The organism is Enterovibrio sp. QJM3NY_24, assembly GCF_057786035.1.
This window is the reverse complement of sequence record NZ_CM173520.1, coordinates 113,779-130,443: the sequence shown is the minus strand read 5'-3', so window position 1 is coordinate 130,443 and position 16,665 is coordinate 113,779. Positions and strand designations below refer to the sequence as shown.

General features: G+C 47.3%; 14 protein-coding genes. 4 read left to right on the top strand and 10 right to left on the bottom strand.

What is annotated here, in order from left to right; translation table 11 throughout:
* Nucleotides 1-99: 99 nt before the first annotated feature.
* Nucleotides 100-435 (top strand): PBPRA1643 family SWIM/SEC-C metal-binding motif protein, encoded by a 336-nt coding sequence (locus AC3CIC_RS16895; RefSeq protein ID WP_017003386.1) that lies wholly within the window; start codon nt 100-102, stop codon nt 433-435.
* A 70-nt stretch (nt 436-505) separates the two neighbouring features.
* On the opposite strand, the gene AC3CIC_RS16890 is transcribed toward AC3CIC_RS16895, so the two are convergent.
* The 8 genes from AC3CIC_RS16890 to betI form a co-directional block, all read right to left on the bottom strand.
* On the bottom strand, nt 506-2,269 hold the full coding sequence (locus tag AC3CIC_RS16890; RefSeq protein WP_488516444.1) for a HEAT repeat domain-containing protein: 1,764 nt from the start codon (nt 2,267-2,269) through the stop codon (nt 506-508).
* Between the two features lie 49 nt (nt 2,270-2,318).
* Nucleotides 2,319-3,284 (bottom strand): hypothetical protein, encoded by a 966-nt coding sequence (locus AC3CIC_RS16885; RefSeq protein ID WP_488516443.1) that lies wholly within the window; start codon nt 3,282-3,284, stop codon nt 2,319-2,321.
* Between the two features lie 342 nt (nt 3,285-3,626).
* Nucleotides 3,627-4,817, bottom strand: coding sequence for a choline ABC transporter ATP-binding protein (gene choV, locus AC3CIC_RS16880; protein ID WP_016958522.1), 1,191 nt, complete (start codon nt 4,815-4,817; stop codon nt 3,627-3,629).
* Between the two features lie 2 nt (nt 4,818-4,819).
* A complete protein-coding gene (gene choW / locus AC3CIC_RS16875) occupies nt 4,820-5,668 on the bottom strand; it encodes a choline ABC transporter permease subunit (RefSeq protein WP_394209509.1) in 849 nt (282 codons plus the stop codon).
* Nucleotides 5,669-5,768: 100 nt separating this feature from the next.
* On the bottom strand, nt 5,769-6,719 hold the full coding sequence (locus AC3CIC_RS16870; protein ID WP_488516442.1) for a choline ABC transporter substrate-binding protein: 951 nt from the start codon (nt 6,717-6,719) through the stop codon (nt 5,769-5,771).
* Between the two features lie 141 nt (nt 6,720-6,860).
* On the bottom strand, nt 6,861-8,588 hold the full coding sequence (gene betA / locus AC3CIC_RS16865) for a choline dehydrogenase (protein ID WP_488516441.1): 1,728 nt from the start codon (nt 8,586-8,588) through the stop codon (nt 6,861-6,863).
* A gap of 18 nt (nt 8,589-8,606) precedes the next feature.
* Nucleotides 8,607-10,067: a betaine-aldehyde dehydrogenase gene (gene betB, locus AC3CIC_RS16860; protein WP_488516440.1), complete on the bottom strand. Its 1,461-nt coding sequence runs from the start codon at nt 10,065-10,067 to the stop codon at nt 8,607-8,609.
* Nucleotides 10,068-10,679, bottom strand: a complete 612-nt coding sequence (gene betI, locus AC3CIC_RS16855; protein WP_488516439.1) for a transcriptional regulator BetI — start codon at nt 10,677-10,679, stop codon at nt 10,068-10,070.
* 245 nt (nt 10,680-10,924) lie between these two features.
* On the opposite strand from betI, the gene AC3CIC_RS16850 reads away from it, so the two are divergent.
* A protein-coding gene (locus AC3CIC_RS16850; protein WP_488514316.1) for an IS3 family transposase occupies nt 10,925-12,087 on the top strand; the annotation gives its coding sequence in 2 pieces (ribosomal slippage) (nt 10,925-11,180 and nt 11,180-12,087; 1,164 coding nt in all).
* A gap of 256 nt (nt 12,088-12,343) precedes the next feature.
* On the opposite strand, the gene AC3CIC_RS16845 is transcribed toward AC3CIC_RS16850, so the two are convergent.
* Complete coding sequence (locus AC3CIC_RS16845) at nt 12,344-13,141, bottom strand: hypothetical protein (RefSeq protein ID WP_488516438.1); 798 nt, start codon at nt 13,139-13,141, stop codon at nt 12,344-12,346.
* Nucleotides 13,142-13,318: 177 nt separating this feature from the next.
* Here AC3CIC_RS16845 and AC3CIC_RS16840 point away from each other — a divergent pair, with 177 nt between their 5' ends.
* On the top strand, nt 13,319-14,209 hold the full coding sequence (locus AC3CIC_RS16840) for a pseudouridine synthase (protein ID WP_488516437.1): 891 nt from the start codon (nt 13,319-13,321) through the stop codon (nt 14,207-14,209).
* 61 nt (nt 14,210-14,270) lie between these two features.
* Here the strand turns inward: AC3CIC_RS16840 and AC3CIC_RS16835 are convergent, their stop codons facing one another.
* On the bottom strand, nt 14,271-14,816 hold the full coding sequence (locus AC3CIC_RS16835) for a GNAT family N-acetyltransferase (RefSeq protein ID WP_488516436.1): 546 nt from the start codon (nt 14,814-14,816) through the stop codon (nt 14,271-14,273).
* 202 nt (nt 14,817-15,018) lie between these two features.
* On the opposite strand from AC3CIC_RS16835, the gene norR reads away from it, so the two are divergent.
* Nucleotides 15,019-16,548 carry a nitric oxide reductase transcriptional regulator NorR gene (norR, locus tag AC3CIC_RS16830; RefSeq protein ID WP_488516435.1) on the top strand — a complete coding sequence of 510 codons (1,530 nt, stop codon included), beginning with the start codon at nt 15,019-15,021 and terminating at the stop codon, nt 16,546-16,548.
* The last annotated feature ends 117 nt before the right edge of the window (nt 16,549-16,665 follow it).

Below are 16,665 nucleotides of genomic sequence, written 5' to 3'. Positions count from 1 at the left end.
CAGCAGTAATGAATTGCGGGATCATGTCTCGTTAATATTTATTGCGGGTGCGTTTTGCTGTATAACCTCACTCCGCATTCAACTAACCCGGAAAATCCCATGTCTAAGTTTTTCTATAAAGGCAGAATTGAAAAAAAACCAAAATACGAAAGTTTTGGTTACAACACCAAGCGTGCAGCAAAACCGGGTTCAGAAGACCTTCCGTTGATGCTGACGGTACAAACTGAAGAGCGTAAAGCTGAACTGGAAGCCAAAGCGCTTGAAAACCAGCTGTTTGTGACGATTACAGTAGATGCAGAGCAACCAGAAGAAATTACTGAGTTCGAAACACTGCTTTGCAAGCCACAAACCACAGTGTTTGAAAAAACGCCAAACCGTAATGACGCTTGTTCATGCGGTAGCGGCAAGAAATACAAGAAATGCTGCGGTAAGTAAGCGGCAATCTGAGACACAAAAAAACGCCAACTCAAAAAGTTGGCGTTTTTTGTTTTCAGTCGCTTGGTTTTTATTGCTTCAGCAGTTGCTGCGCTAAGGTAAGCGTCGATTCTGACACGCCTTGGGTTTCCAGCATTTTACGCGCGGCCGATTTATTCAACGCTGTAGGTTGTGCATTGTTGGCGAGAAACATGAACAACAAATCCCGTGTGGGAGCGAGAATATCTGGTTCATCTAAACGACTACGCAATTGTGCTTGATAGCTCTCAGTGAGCTGAAGGTCTTGGCTGTTTGTTTCAATACCCAAAGTGATGGCTTTGACCACACTAGGATGCTCATCGTTCAGCATTTGCTTGAGCAAGGTGGGCTGCATATCAGGATTTCGACTTAGCAATTTGACCGCAACCTGCCTTTCATCTGCATATTGGCTGTCTAAGTAAGGCAGTACTCGGCTGTCCATCTCTGGATTTCCAAGGTTACTGATTGCCAGCAACTCATTGTAGCCCGCCCCTTCACTAGACAATCGTTGGGTTAGAAACGCGGTAACATCACTTGTCATGCGTGGATTTTGCTTTCCAAGAATGCCAATGTTCAACATGGCGGTTTGTCCCAGCAAGCTGTTGGAATGATCGAGCATATTTTGCAATGTGCTCAACGCTACCTGACTGTTTATCTCGCCCATCTTTACTATCGACATAATCGCTCGCAGCCGATCAGTTTCACCAAGTGAATCATCTTCTATCAGCGAAGCAAGCAGGTACTCGCCTTCTCGTTCACCGGATCGCTCCAACGCAAAAATTAAGCTTGAGCGCATGCTGTCAGTTATCTCGTCTGAACTGAGCAAATCACGAACGTACCCCCAACCTTGGTTAACCAGAAACAGTCCTAATGCTTGGGCTGTGTCCAAATTTGGATTCGCATCAAACACCACCAGCGTCTCCATGAAGTTTTCTTCATTCACTTCTATGGCTGGCGAAGTATCGTTAAATGCCACTTTATATTTTGCGTTCACGCCCGCACCAAAACTGACTTTCGCCAGAATCAAAGCATCTGGCTTGATGGGGGTCATCGTTATTTCCTGTTCAAGCTGAAGCTCGGAGCCCTCCATTTCTACTGTCTTCCCAGTACTGGAGTGTAATTGCGAGGGAAACGACGACGCATCCAACGTCAAATTCCACGTTTCTCTTTCAGACAGGGTTGCGTAGCTAGCCGAGGAGCTTGAATCGGTGGCTTTCTCACGCGTGACTTGGTTGCCATTAATGTCATAAAGGTAGGTGTGTGTGCCATCTGGAAGCTGCAGGCTATGAATGCCATCAAAGTATGAAAACTGTGTCAATAAGGCCGTCACGATATTCAGTGGGTGCTGGGGCGGCAACCCTAGCATTGATACATCGCTGAATTCCCCCGCTTGATAATTGAAAGTAAAACCGAGATACGATGGGATTTCAGTTTTTGGGTCTTCTGATTCAAACTTCACATCATAGGCAACGCCTTTATGTGGTTTTACACCCGCAGTATCGAACTCAATGCTCAATGCATTGGAGAAGTCTGCCAAGACAACGCCCCGACTGGTAAGCTTTGAGCGAATGACTGCGCGGTAAGCTCGCAGTTCGAGCGATTTGGATGACGGCGTCATCGTACTCAATGGATCATTGGTAAAGTCGTAAGAAGCCGATGCCTTCACTATTGTACTGGATGAAACATCAGAAGTGACAGCGTCACCATCGTGAGTGCTGATTTCCGCTGTGGGGTTGGGAACCGGTGTGAAAATAATAAATGACGTGGCGACCACAACACAGGCAAACAGCGAGAGCAGGAGTGATTTTCTGTTCATTGCTTATCCATTTAATAACAGGAGGCACATCACATACCTCCAAAACAAATTACAAATATGCTGTTTGATCGTAAATTGTTTGATTGAACTCATAAATTGGCGACCAGCTAATCAAATCTGTTTCTGCATAGAATATTCTCGCAAAACCAAACAGTTTAACGTCGCAATAAAGTCCAACTTTACCGTTACCACCCTGTGCATTTGCATCCCATTTAAGTCGGGTATAGTACTGATGTTTTTTACCCGGTTGTTTTTTATAAGTAACCCCCGCTTCCGCATAGGCTTTCGTGCCTGCATTAATTAAGGTGAGCGAACCTTTCACGCCTTTTTCAACAGTTTTAAATAGAAGATTTAAACTGGCATAACCTTTGGCTGTTGCATCACCAGAAATAAATGGTCTCACGCTTGCAAAGATAAAATCAGGTCGACGCTCACCATTTATCTTAATCGGCTTGTTGGGTTTGTCGAAACCGCCCACTTCAAGACCAGCCTCAAAATCTGCACCGACCTTTAATGCCGCTCCAACACTGACACCAAGACGAAAAATACCAGCAGGATCGATCGGCACTGCAGGGATAGGCACGTCAAAGCTAGCAACGGTATGGCTAATCGTCCGTTTGATATCGGTGCGAAGCAACGCATCACAGGTTGGACTGAGTGAAAACGGAACATCGGAGCCCACGCTTAACGAAAGATGTAGGCCGCGCACACATTCGGCATCTTCAGGCTTGAAGTTCAAATCAACCCCGCCCAATACCGAACCGAGCGTTGTATTATGAGGACCAACTGTGACTGTGAAATCATTGTTAGTGTTGCCGATCACCTTCCCTCCGGTGAAGGTGACGTATCCATAACCTTTCCTTGTCTCAACAAAATTTCTAACAATGTTATGGGTGTTAGCTCGATGGGTTTTATTCAGTACCTGACCTGGGGATAGGCCTGATGCTTGTGTTTCAAATGATGAGGTTGAGAATGCTACAGCTGTTAGCATTAAACCTAACTGCATAACTTTCATTATTATTTCCTAATATTTTATATCAAACATGGGTAATACCTTTTCATTTAAGGCATGAAAAATGTAAGACACAGTAGGAAATACGCGGAGCAACTATTGAAGATTAATCATTAATTAGTTCGATGCACTAGTTAATTAGTGCATCAAAAGTGCGAATTTAGCATTATTATTAGACATGCTTTTATTAGCTATTTAGATTAGTCTTATTATTACTAACTTACAATATTAAATTATAAAGAAACACAGCGAGGTATAAAAATCTAACTATATCAACACCGTCTAGCCCATCAAAAAAAGCCAGCTTCAAAGCTGGCTTTAAAATTAAACTGTTTCTCGCGTTTTCTAAGCCGCAGTCGAAAAATGCTTCCCAAGCAACGCATGGTAGAAATCATTGTCCGACAACACACCGATGATCTTTTCTTCGTCACTGAGCAACACAGACTGCCCCGTGTGATAGCGGATTTCCAGTGCATGACGCATAGAAGTATCTGCCGACGTAATCACAACCGAGTCCACAGCAAGATCGGTGATGCTCTCGCCTTCTTGCCATCGAACAATTGGAAGATTGGCGTCTAGACGTTTCGCACCAGTGATTTGGCCTTCTGCATCGGTTTCTAACACGGTTTGTTCGTGTCGGTTCAATACCAAGGTGTTTCCTTCGCGCTCAAGATCGCCAATGGCGGTCATTAACGAACGGCCACGCAATACGTTGAGCGGATTAGTGTGCGCCACAAAATCTTCCACGTACTGATTTTCAGGGCGTAACACGATGTCTTCTGGCTTACCGTGTTGGATAATTTTTCCTGACTCCATAATGGCAATGTTATTGCCCAATTTCAGCGCTTCATCCAAATCGTGGCTCACGAACAAAATCGTTTTGTTGAGCTTACGTTGAAGTTCTAACAACTCGTCTTGCAACTGGTTTCGAATCAGCGGATCTAGTGCCGAGAAGGGCTCATCCATCAACAGAATGTCACTGTCCATGGTGAACGCTCGCGCAAGACCAACACGTTGCTGCATGCCTCCCGACAGCTCATGGGGCAGTTTGTCATGCCATTCCGTTAGGCCAACCATGTCGATCTTTTCCATGGCACGTTGACGACGTTCGTCTTTGCCAACACCTTGCATTTCTAAACCGAAAGCAACGTTGTCAACCACGGATAGCCAAGGCATCAATGCGAACTTTTGAAACACCATGGAAATACGGTGTGAGCGCAAATGGCGCAACGCATTGTCATCAATACCGGCGAGATCGACCATCTCATCGCCATTGCGCACTTTTAGCGAACCACGAGTGACAGGGTTCAAGCCGTTGACCGCGCGAAGCAAGCTTGACTTTCCTGAGCCTGAAAGCCCCATCAGTACACAGATCTCCCCTTCTTCGACGCTCAGTGTGGCGTTATGCACGCCAATCACATCGCCCGTTTCTTCTTGTATTTGCTGGCGCGTTTTTCCGTCATCTAACAAGGTCAGGCTTTTATCAATCGACTGACCGAAAATAACGTCCAAGTTTTCTATGGTTACTGCCTTCATGATTACCCCTCTTTCCCTTGTGATGCAGGCGCTTTGCATAAGCGGTCCAAAATGATGGCCACGAGTACAATGGCAAGACCCGCTTCAAAGCCTTGAGAAATATTCACGGTATTCAACGCACGGATAACCGGTTTACCCAAACCATCAGCACCCACTAACGCCGAGATAACAACCATGGAAAGCGACAGCATGATGCACTGCGTAATGCCCGCCATGATGTTTGGCATTGCCGCAGGCAGCTCAACTTTGAACAGCAGTTTATTTGGTGTCGCACCAAAGGCTTTGCCCGCTTCAATCAGCTCTTCTGGCACACTGCGAATGCCCAGATACGTCAAACGAATTGGCGCTGCGATGGCGAAGATAATGGTGGAGATCAAGCCCGGCACAACGCCAAGACCAAACAACACCAGCGTTGGAATAAGGTAAACAAACGTTGGGATGGTTTGCATTAAATCGAGAACCGGACGCATAAAGGTATACAGCCACGGGCGATGTGCAGCGAGAATGCCGAGTGGCACACCAATCAATACCGACAACGAGGTAGCAGTGAGCACCAGCACGAAGGTTTCAATCATCTCCGTCCAGTAGCCTAAATTTAAAATCAGCAATAATGCGGCACAAACAAACACCACCAGCGGGATGCTTCTGTGTAAAAGCCAAGCAAGTCCGGCGGTCAGCAGAATTGGCACGTATGGCGGCATCCATTGCATCACATCGACAAGGGATAGGATTAGCCATTCTAGTGACAGGGAAAGCGCATCGAAGAAGCCAGCAGCGTTATCTGTTAACCAATCTACGCCGGTTTCCATGTAATCGCCGAGGGGTATTTTATTGTCAGTAATCCAGTTCATGTGTACTCCAAAATCCATCATGGTTTGGGTGAGTGACGCCATCAATGCGCCCTCACCCTCTGCTCCCGACACTTACTGCGGACGGGCAGCAGTCAATGCCTTACTGGATATTGAGATGTGCTTTAACGGCTGGCAGTGCATCTTTACCCTCCAGCGTTTTAACACCGTCTAACCATGCAGTTAGCGCCTCTGGGTTACCTTGTAGCCATTCTTTTGCAGCCATTTCAGGCTTCACGCCGTCGTTAAGAATGCCGTTCATGATGTCGTTTTCCATCGCCAACGAGAATTTCTGATTGGTCAGCAGCTTGCCAACGTTCGGACACTCGGTGGTGAAGTTTTGGCGTACATTGGTGTAAACGTTCGCGCCGCCAAAGTTAGGACCAAAGAAATCGTCACCGCCAGCTAGGTATTCCAATTCAAAGTTGCTGTTCATTGGGTGTGGTGCCCAGCCTAAAAATACAATCCACTGGTCGCGACGAACCGCGCGCTTCACTTGTGACAACATGCCTGCTTCACTGGATTCAACCAGATTGAAGCTTTTAAGCCCAAATGCATCCGCATCGATCATGTCTTGGATTAAACGGTTGCCATCGTTACCCGGCTCAATGCCGTACACGCGGCCTTTGAAGTTATCTTCAAACTTGGCGATATCTGCGAAGGTTTTTACGCCCGCTTCAAAGGCGTACTTTGGCACAGCCAAGGTATATTTCGCGCCTTCAAGGTTCATGTTGATGGTTTCAACCGTGCCCGCATCGCGGTACTTGGCAATATCCCCTTCCATGGTTGGCATCCAGTTGCCCAGGAACACATCAATGTCGCCATTTGCCAGCGAGGTATAGGTAACAGGGACAGACAGCAGCTGTATGTCGGTTTCGTATCCCATACCTTGCAGTACAAGCGTCGTTGCTGCGGTGGTGGCGGTAATATCCGTCCAACCTACATCTGAAAAACTCACTTTCTCACACTGGTTTGCCATTGCTGGTGCAGCAATCAAGCTTGCCGCTACGGTCAGGCTTAGTGCTGTCAGTCGTTGAGTCTGTTTAATATCCATGATGCTTTCCTCTTCCTTTCTTTGTCTGCGGGCGTTGCAGTAAGCCGCGCCCTTCAGTTTTTTATTCGTTGTCTTGTTTATTCTCAAGTTTGGTTTAGCTACTCGATGCACAAGATCGGTTTTTCTATTCTTGGTTGACTGTTATTGCCTATGTGCATCCGAAACCGTTTCACTTTCAGATGCGTTTTCTGGCGGAACCAAACGCTGCTGGGTCTGCCAGTTTGGATCTTGCCATACCGCCACATCGGTGGAAGGCAAGAGTCCGTTATTCAAGATCATGTCTGCGGCACGCTCTGCCACCATGATGGTTGGCCCGTTTAAGTTGCCGTTGGTGATCGTTGGGAATACCGATGAATCCACCACACGCAGATTTTCAATACCACGCACGCGAAGCGCTGCATCGAGTACTGCCATTGGATCAGTCTCTGCACCCATTTTGCAGGTGCATGATGGGTGGTAAGCACTTTCCACATTGGCTTTCACCCATGCATCGATTTCTTCATCACTTTGCACGTTTTCGCCTGGCTGAATTTCACCATCGCCAAAACGCGCAATCGCATCTTGTGCCAAGATCTCACGGGTCAGACGAATACAATCACGCCAATCCTGCTTGTCTTGCTCTGTGCCTATGTAGTTAAAAACGATCTCAGGTTTGTCGTCTGGACACGCGCTGGTGATACGCACATAACCACGACTTTCCGGTTTGTTCGGGCCAACATGCACCTGAAAACCATGCCCTTCCACCGCTGATTTGCCGTCGTAACGGATCGCCGCTGGCAAAAAGTGGTATTGAACGTTCGGCCACTTGATGCCAGCACGGCTACGAATAAATGCGCATGACTCAAAGTGGTTGGTTGCGCCCAATCCATCTCTAAACAAAATCCAGCGCGTACCGATCAACCCTTTGCTGATCAAACCCAGCTTGCCGTTCAGGGTGATGGGTTCTTTACAGAAATACTGGAAGTAAACCTCTAGATGGTCTTGCAGGTTCTCCCCCACGCCAGGCAGATCGTGCTTTACCTCAACCCCTGCCTTTTCCAGCACGGCTTTCGGACCAATACCGGAGAGCTGAAGCAACTGCGGTGAACCAATAGAGCCCGCCGCGCTGATCACGTCTTTGCGTGCGTTCACTTCATGGTGTTTGCCGCTTTTTTGGTACGAAACACCGACGGCTTTCTTTTCTTTCAGCAAGATTTTGTTCACCGTCACGCCTTTGATCAACGTGAGGTTGCTGCGTTTCAAAGCACGACGTAAATAGGCATTCGACGTAGACGCACGTACGCCGCCGTCCACCGTCATGTGCATTGGGCCAAAGCCTTCTTGCTGATAGCCGTTGTAATCTTCGGTGACCGGATATCCCGCTTGTTCGCCTGCATCAATGAACGCACGATAAAGCGGGTTCAGTGCCATGTCGTTACCGTTGCAGGTACCGACAGGGCCATTGCCGCCGCGATAGTCATCTTCGCCGCCAATCCAGGTTTCAGCGCGTTTGAAATACGGCAAGCAAGATTGATAGTTCCAACCTTGCGCGCCGTTGGCTTCCCACTGGTCAAAGTCACTGGCGTGGCCACGTACATACACCATGCCATTGATAGATGAACTGCCGCCCAGCACCTTGCCGCGAGGACAATGTAATTTGCGACCGTCTAATCCGCTTTCGGCTTGGGATTCAAACTGCCATGCGTATTTTTCGGTGTTCATTGGGTAAGAAAGCGCGGTCGGCATCTGAATAAAAATGCTTCGGTCTGTTCCGCCCGCTTCGAGGATCAATACTTTGTGCTCGCCAGATTCCGTCAGGCGATCCGCCAGCACGCAACCCGCTGAACCCGCGCCAACGATGATGTAGTCAAATTCTGTTTCAATTGCCATGATGCTAAAAAAATCCTATTACGCGTACGGGCTATCTACGTCACCCAACTCGACGTAAACGCTCTTGGTCTGGGTGTAATGATTCAGCGTTTGAACGCCGTTTTCGCGCCCAATACCTGATTGCTTGTAACCACCAACAGGCATTTCAGCCGGAGATGCTCCCCAGTTATTGATCCAACAAATACCCGCTTGCAGCTTGGCAATCACACGGTGTGCGCGAGAGAAGTTGGTGGTAAACACGCCAGCGGCAAGGCCATACTGCGTATCGTTAGCACGAGCAATTACTTCCTGCTCATCGTTGAAACGCAGCACTGACATCACAGGGCCGAAAATCTCGTGTTTCACGTGAGGCATGTCATCGGTACAGTCTGCAAATATGGTTGGCGCAACAAAGTTACCTTTGTCCAGCCCACCCTCGGTGACTTGGTAACCGCCGCACAGCAAGCGTGCGCTGGTTTGCTTACCTTGTTCGATAAAGCCAAGCACTTTTCCTAAATGGTCTCTGGAGATCAACGCGCCGATTTGGGTATCAGGATGTGTTGGGTCGCCCACAATTAGCTTGTCTGTGCGAGCTGCCAATTTTTCGAGGAAGGTGTCGTAGATATCATCATGCACAAACACGCGAGTGCCGTTTGTGCACACTTCACCTTGGGTGTAGAAGTTCGCAAGCATTGCACCTGAAACGGCGTTATCAATGTCAGCATCGTTAAACACGATCAACGGGGACTTGCCGCCCAGCTCCATCGTGACAGACTTAAGCGAGCCTGCTGCATCAGCCATGACTTTCTTGCCCGTTCCGCATTCGCCCGTAAACGAGACCTTAACGATATCCTTGTGGCGAGAGAGCATCTGTCCGACGCGGTAATCGCCCTGAACCACATTGAATACGCCATCTGGCATGCCTGCTTCTGTGAAAATCTCGGCCAATTTCAGCGTGGTTAACGGCGTTTCTTCTGAGGGCTTGAACACCATGGCATTGCCTGCCGCCAACGCTGGGCCCGCTTTCCACATCGCGATTTGAATCGGATAGTTCCATGCACCAATGCCCGCACATACGCCCAAAGGCTCTTTGCGCGTATAGAAGAACTGATTTTCACCAAGACTTTGCTGTTCGCCTTGAATAGACACCGCCAGACCCGCGTAATATTCAATCACGTCTGCGCCTGTCACCACATCAACGTACTGCGCTTCTTGTATTGGCTTACCGGTATCCAGCACTTCTAGTGCTGCCAGCTCATCATTGCGTTCACGCAAAATAGCCACGGCGCGGTTCAAAATAGCACGACGTTCCGCACCACTCATTGCCGACCAAACCTGAAAGCCTTCCCAAGCTGATTTGACTGCTGCATCCACATCGGTCTGACTCGCTTGTTGCACGTCAGCCAGCTTTTCGCCCGTTGCTGGATTTAGGGTTTGAAACGTTTCGCCGGAGGTCGCATCAACGTAGCCTCCGTGAATGTATAACGGTTTAATATCCATTTAATTATTGCCTTTTGATATGGATGGAAAGTCTTGAAGTTGGCGTTCGAGGTAGTCTTCAATCGTCGCAACCGCTTCTAGCGAATCGATACCTTGCGGATTGAGCGCCCCACGAAGCCAGATGCCGTCAACCAACGCAGCAATGCCCAGCGCAACAAACGCAGCGCGATCCGAGGGCATCAGTTTTTTGAGTTCAACGCGAAGATGTGAAAGCAGACGTCTTTCGTTAACGTGTTGGAGCCGAAATAGCGCGGGGTCGTGCATGGCATGAGACCAGAATGCCAGCCACGTTTTGGTCACTTTACTGCTCACCTGATTGGGGTCGAAGTTGCCATCAACAATGGCGAGAATGCGCCCTTTGGCATCGTTTGGATCGGTCATGTTCAACCTTTGTTGAACACCCTTAGAGAGTTCACGGAGCACAGAACGCATGGTTTCTTCCAGCAATCCGTGTTTGCCACCAAAGTAATGGTTAATGATCCCCGCAGACACCCCTGCTTTTCGGCTGATCAGGGCGACACTTGCCCCAGCCAAACCGACATCGTCGATGGCAGACATGGTTGCCTCAACGAGCTGTGGGCGGCGAATTGCGGGCATCCCTACTTTTGGCATCGAACCCTCCTTGATTGGTTAAAAATGTAGCAAAAATGTTTTTTGATTGAACGTTCAATTAAAAACAGACTTACAAATAATACACGTGTTGTCAAAATGATGTTAGAGCTATAACTGTGATCAAATATAAACAGATAGAATCAATCTTATTAATATCAACAAGATGAAGAAAGACAGTGTAGTGGTTTAATGATCCCGGACACCATTTAAGGTGGTAAAGTCACCACTAAAGAAAGAGGTGTTCCATGACAAGACAACGTCGTTCATTCTCCGCTGAATTTAAACTAGAAGCAGCCTGTTTGGTACTTGACCAAGGGTATTCAATTGCTGAGGCTAGCCGCTCATTAAACGTCGGTGAAACGGGACTCAGACGCTGGGTCACACAACTTGAACAAGAGCGCGGCGGTAGTACGCCAGTTTCCAAAGCCTTAACGCCAGAGCAGCAGAAAATCCAAGAGTTAGAGGCAAGGATCCATCGACTTGAACGAGAAAAATCTATTCTAAAAAAGGCTACTGCTCTCTTGATGTCGGACGAACTCGAACGTACGCGCTGATAGACCAATTGAGAGAGCAAGAACCGGTAGAATTGGTCTGTACTGTGTTCGATATCGCCACGTCGACTTACTATGAGCACTGCCAACGACGCCATGATATTGATGCTGAACGTTTGCATCTTCGTAGCGAGATCAACCGACTGTTTACGCTGAGCAGAAGCTCTGCGGGTAGTCGCACTCTGGTCGGCATGATGTGTGAAATCGGACATAAGATTGGACGATTCAAGGTTCGCCGATTGATGAAAGAGGCACAACTCATCAGCAAGCAACCCGGTTCACATAACTATAAGCAAGCTACGGTTGAACGGCCTGATATTCCCAATCAGCTTGATCGTCAGTTCACTGTCGACGCCCCAAATCAAGTATGGTGCGGCGATATTACCTATATATGGGCGGGTCATCGTTGGTGCTATCTTGCCGTTGTCATTGATCTGTATCGCAGACGGGTTGTCGGTTGGGCCATGTCTGACAGTCCTGATGCGGCATTGGTGACAAAAGCGTTGTCGATGGCGTATGAGCAACGAGGAAAACCAAGTGGCGTGATGTTCCATTCGGATCAAGGCTCCCAATACAGCAGTCGCCAGTTTCGACAACACCTGTGGCGGTATCGGATGACACAAAGCATGAGTCGCCGTGGCAACTGCTGGGACAACGCTCCAATGGAAAGGCTATTTAGAAGTCTAAAATCTGAATGGATACCAGCAACAGGCTATGCATCTTTTGCTGAGGCATCCAAAGATATCAGCCATTACCTGATGAGCTATTACAACTGGAAGAGACCGCATAGTTATAACGGTGGTCTTCCACCTGCGAAAGCTGAAAATCAGCCTAATTTACTGTCCGGAATGAGTTGACCACTACACAGTAAGCTCACAAAGAATTATAGACCGAACATTATTTCGACCACTAAACATTATTTCTAATGTGGGCTTAGTGTAAAAAACGGACATAAACTTAGCCATCAAGCCATTAAAGTGACAAGAGTGAATTTAGTTCAGGAGATTAAAGGAAGTGTTTGGGTGACGGTAAATATAGGTAGGATGTTAGAACAGTGCATAAGGAGTTATCCTTTGCTGAATCGCAAGGGATAACTCGTCGCGAACAAATGCGTTATCGTTTAATCACTAACGATGAATATGCCGTACCGGCGGGATTTCCATAAAGGGTTGCGAGAATATCCATGGCTGTAGTACTCCACGATCCAAAGTAACCATCGAGGTGATTGTACATACCCATCGCGTGTGCCATTTCATGAACAACAATATCGCTATCCCAACTACATTGGTCATTCCCCATGTTTACCCAAAGGAGTGTATCACCAGCGTATGTATACGATGTAGGATCGATAAGTAATGCCATGCTTCCATCGTAGGGCGCCATTGACGCATTCGCACACATATTTTGCGGGCTATCGGAAATACCTTTACTGTAAAACCCTGTGCCCTGAGCAATAACTAAGCCACCTAAAATTCCATGGCTGTTTTTGAATTCGTTTGCGTTAAAGCTGCCATTTCCGACGTTTTCGTGAGCAAGGCTATTGTTTCGGTAAACGCTCAAATCTTCTGTCACGAGCGTAAAATCGCTAAAGATGTTGCCTAAACGCGCTTCAATCGTATTCACAGCATTCGAAATGACGGCTGGCGGATTAGAACCATCTTTAGAAACATAATAAAGTGGAATTTGCTCAGCGGTATCAAAACGGACGGTTCCTTGCTGATCTAGCGTAGAACCCCATATCACATCGCTAAATAGCGGTGGAAAGTTAGTCGAATAGTTGGTTTGTTTAACTAAACTAGACAGTTTTTGTTCATCAACAGATTCTGTCTTTGCTTCATCGTCACCACAGGCAGCGATTAAAACCGCACTCAACGCCAGTACGCTGGCTTTTTTATATTGTGTTAATTTCACGCATAAACCTCATATTTACTAAATATTTAATGCGCGATGATTAATACCTTAAAATGCGGGCATTCTTCATGCGCCAGAACAAGATTTAACGTATAAAAAACGAAAATACAGACAATTATTCTGTAAAATGCAACCCACACTTATCCTTGGTGTTGCCATCATAAACTGGACCATTCGATGACCATTTCCGACTATCCTTCAAAACTGAGCCTACCGCAGACGAATCCGGGTGTTTCTACCGTATTGGAATACCTCGTTATCAAGTTTCCCTTCATTGATGCTCAGGTCTGGCAACAGCGCATGGCTGATGGCAAGGTTCACTATCACGATGGAACACGCGTTTCCGCGCAATCGCTGTTTCAACCGCAACAGCGGATCTACTACTACAGAGAAGTTGAAAGCGAGCCTCGTGTTCCCTTCAAAGAAGAGATCCTGTTTCAGGATGAGCACATTGTGGTGGTTTACAAACCCCATTTTCTCGCGGTTTTACCCGGCGGTATTTACGTGAATGAATGTTTGCAGAATCGGTTACGAAAAAGTACCGGTATATCGGAACTGCAAGCGCTACATCGGTTAGACCGAGTGACAGCGGGCTTAGTCATGTTTTCAGTCAACCCAGAGACGAGCCATCTTTACCATCATTTGTTCGAAACGCGGCAAATACACAAAACCTACCAAGCGATTGCCAATCTTCGAGAGGGAAAAAACATTGTTGGTCAAGAATGGGAAGTGAAAAACCGAATTGAGCAGTCTGAACCGCGTTTTCGCATGCAGGTGACAGAGGGAAAAGCCAACAGCCATTCCGTGATTCGATGCCTAAAGCAATCCAACGAAAAGGCACTGTTTGAACTGCATCCAGTGACGGGTAAAACCCATCAACTGCGCGTTCACATGCAAACGCTTGGCTGGCCGATTTTGAATGACAAGTACTACCCTGAATTGCAACCTTTCAGCGCTGACAACTATTTAGCCCCCTTGCAGTTGCTAGCAAAAGAGGTGGAATTTATCGACCCCATTTCACATCAACCTCGACATTTTCGTTCCGACCATCACTTGTCACTGAATTAACGCTAACCACGCTGTATTTTTTCTGATTGACTGACGATTAGGGTGGCGGCTTCTTTGTGCGTCAGCCCTTATGAGATGTTGGCAATGCAAATGTCAGCTCCGAGTAGTTTTGGTCATCAATACGGTAGTAATCAGAAATCTCGCCCAGTTGTTCAAATCCGAGCTTACGGTATAGCGTGATGGCTTTCTCGTTGCAGCCAATCACATTCAAATCCAGCCATTTGGTTTTTTCGTCGTTCTGGCAGAAAGCGATCGCGGCTTTAAGAAGTGATTCACCTAACCCCTGACGACGAGCAGCGCGATCAACGCCCATCCCCAACAACACGCGATGACGACAATGCTCGTCAGCATAGTGTCGTAAATCAATGTGACCGACTATGTTCCCGCTGCTGTTTTTCGCCAACCAAACCTTACGCCAGTTTGACGATTCCCTGTCGGCCAGGACACCATCGCTAAAGCGCTTCTTTAAATCGTCAGACACAACACATTCGTCGCGAGACAATGGCTGAAACAACGCCCCACCTTCTGCTCCATTCTCTTCAAGCTGACGGTTTAAGTAAGCAAACAATGCCGCCATATCCTCTGAACCAGCATCCTCGATTTTCATTTCTACATCCTTTTCGCGCGGCTAAAGCGTCATTACCTCAGTCGAGAGCACTCGATCATACCGACCTGCTCCGTATTAAAACAAGTACCGCTTGATCGCTGTCAATCAGACATCAATCAGACATCAATCATTTTCATTTGATGATGTTTAAATGACATCACACTGTTACCATCGGTCGCCTCTTCTTTTTGTGGTTTCTATTATGACTTCGAATATGGATCATGTTCTGCTGAATATTGCCTTGAACCTCAGTTCTAACCTTGATCGTGATAAACAATACCAACGGTTAATAGAAGGAATGGGACAGGTTTTTCCCTACGATGCCAGCGCATTATTTATATTTGATAAAGAAGGCTTTCTCACGCCAGTCGCTGTAAAAGGCTTGTCTAGCGCAGTATTGGGGCGTCGCTTCTTTCCAAAATCACATCCTCGATTAGATGCCATTGTAAATAGCCTGAACCCAGTACGTTTTGATGCAAACTGCGAGCTACCCGACCCCTTTGATGGCGTCTTGCTAACCGAGAACACAACCATTGATGTCCATGACTGTATGGGTTGTAGCTTGTATGTCGATGGCCAACTTGTTGGTGCACTCACGATGGACTCCCTGACGGTGGGTGCTTTTGACCACATTGAGCCCGTAGCCATTGAAACCTTCGCCGCACTTGCTGCTGCCACACTGCGAAATATTGGTTTAGTCGAAGCGTTGAAAACGCAAAATCACAAACAAAAAACCGTGACCGAAACGCTAATCCGACAAGCTCGTTCACTAAAAGGTGACATGGTCGGTTTTAGCCCGCAAATGCACCAACTACGAACGAATATCGCGACCGTCGCAAAATCAGATTATGCCGTTCTTATTACGGGTGAAACCGGTACAGGCAAAGAACTGGTTGCGCATAGCGTTCATGCTCAATCAAATCGCAACGACAAACCGATGATTTACGTTAACTGTGCGGCACTGCCAGAGGGCCTGGCGGAAAGTGAATTGTTTGGTCATGTAAAAGGCGCATTTACGGGAGCCATTAACAATCGTGCGGGTAAATTTGAGTTAGCCGACGGTGGTACATTGTTTTTAGACGAAGTCGGCGAATTGCCGCTCGTTTTACAAGCAAAACTACTGCGAGTGATCCAGCAAGGTGAGTTACAACGCGTAGGCAGTGACAAGCACTTGCAGGTGAATGTTCGCATTGTGGCCGCGACAAATCGCAAGCTTGAAGACGAAGTTGAAGCAGGGAATTTCCGCGCCGATTTATTTCACCGTTTGAACGTGTTTCCAATAACGGTACCGGCGATGAGAAAACGCGAAGGCGACATTCCCGTGCTCGCGGGTCATCTGCTCGAAAAAGTCAGGCATCAATTCAATGTGCCAAATCTTCACATTCACGCAAAAGCGCTCTCCATGCTAGAAGAGCAACCTTGGCCAGGTAATGTTCGTGAGCTTGAACATACGCTGACGCGCGCAGCATTGCGCGCAATTCAGGACCAATGCCACACGATTAATCTGATCCATTTTGATGTGGTCGTCACGAGTGATGATGTCAAAAAGACATCACAGTATTTCCCCGCCGAAAACCAAAATATGCGCGAGTTGGTTGAAGCCTACCAACGAGACCTTATCTCTCATGTACTAGAAAAAACGGGGGGTGTTTGGTCAAAAGCCGCTGAGTTTTTGCACATGGACAGGGGCAACCTCTATCGTATGGGGAAAAAGCTCGGCATTCATCGATAAAGGTTTTCTTCTCCAATTTCCGCGCTCGATGTAAAAAGGACAACAAACGCGTTGTCTTTTTTACATCGAATGAATATTGAAATTGAATAAATATTATTTAATATCAAATAGATAACT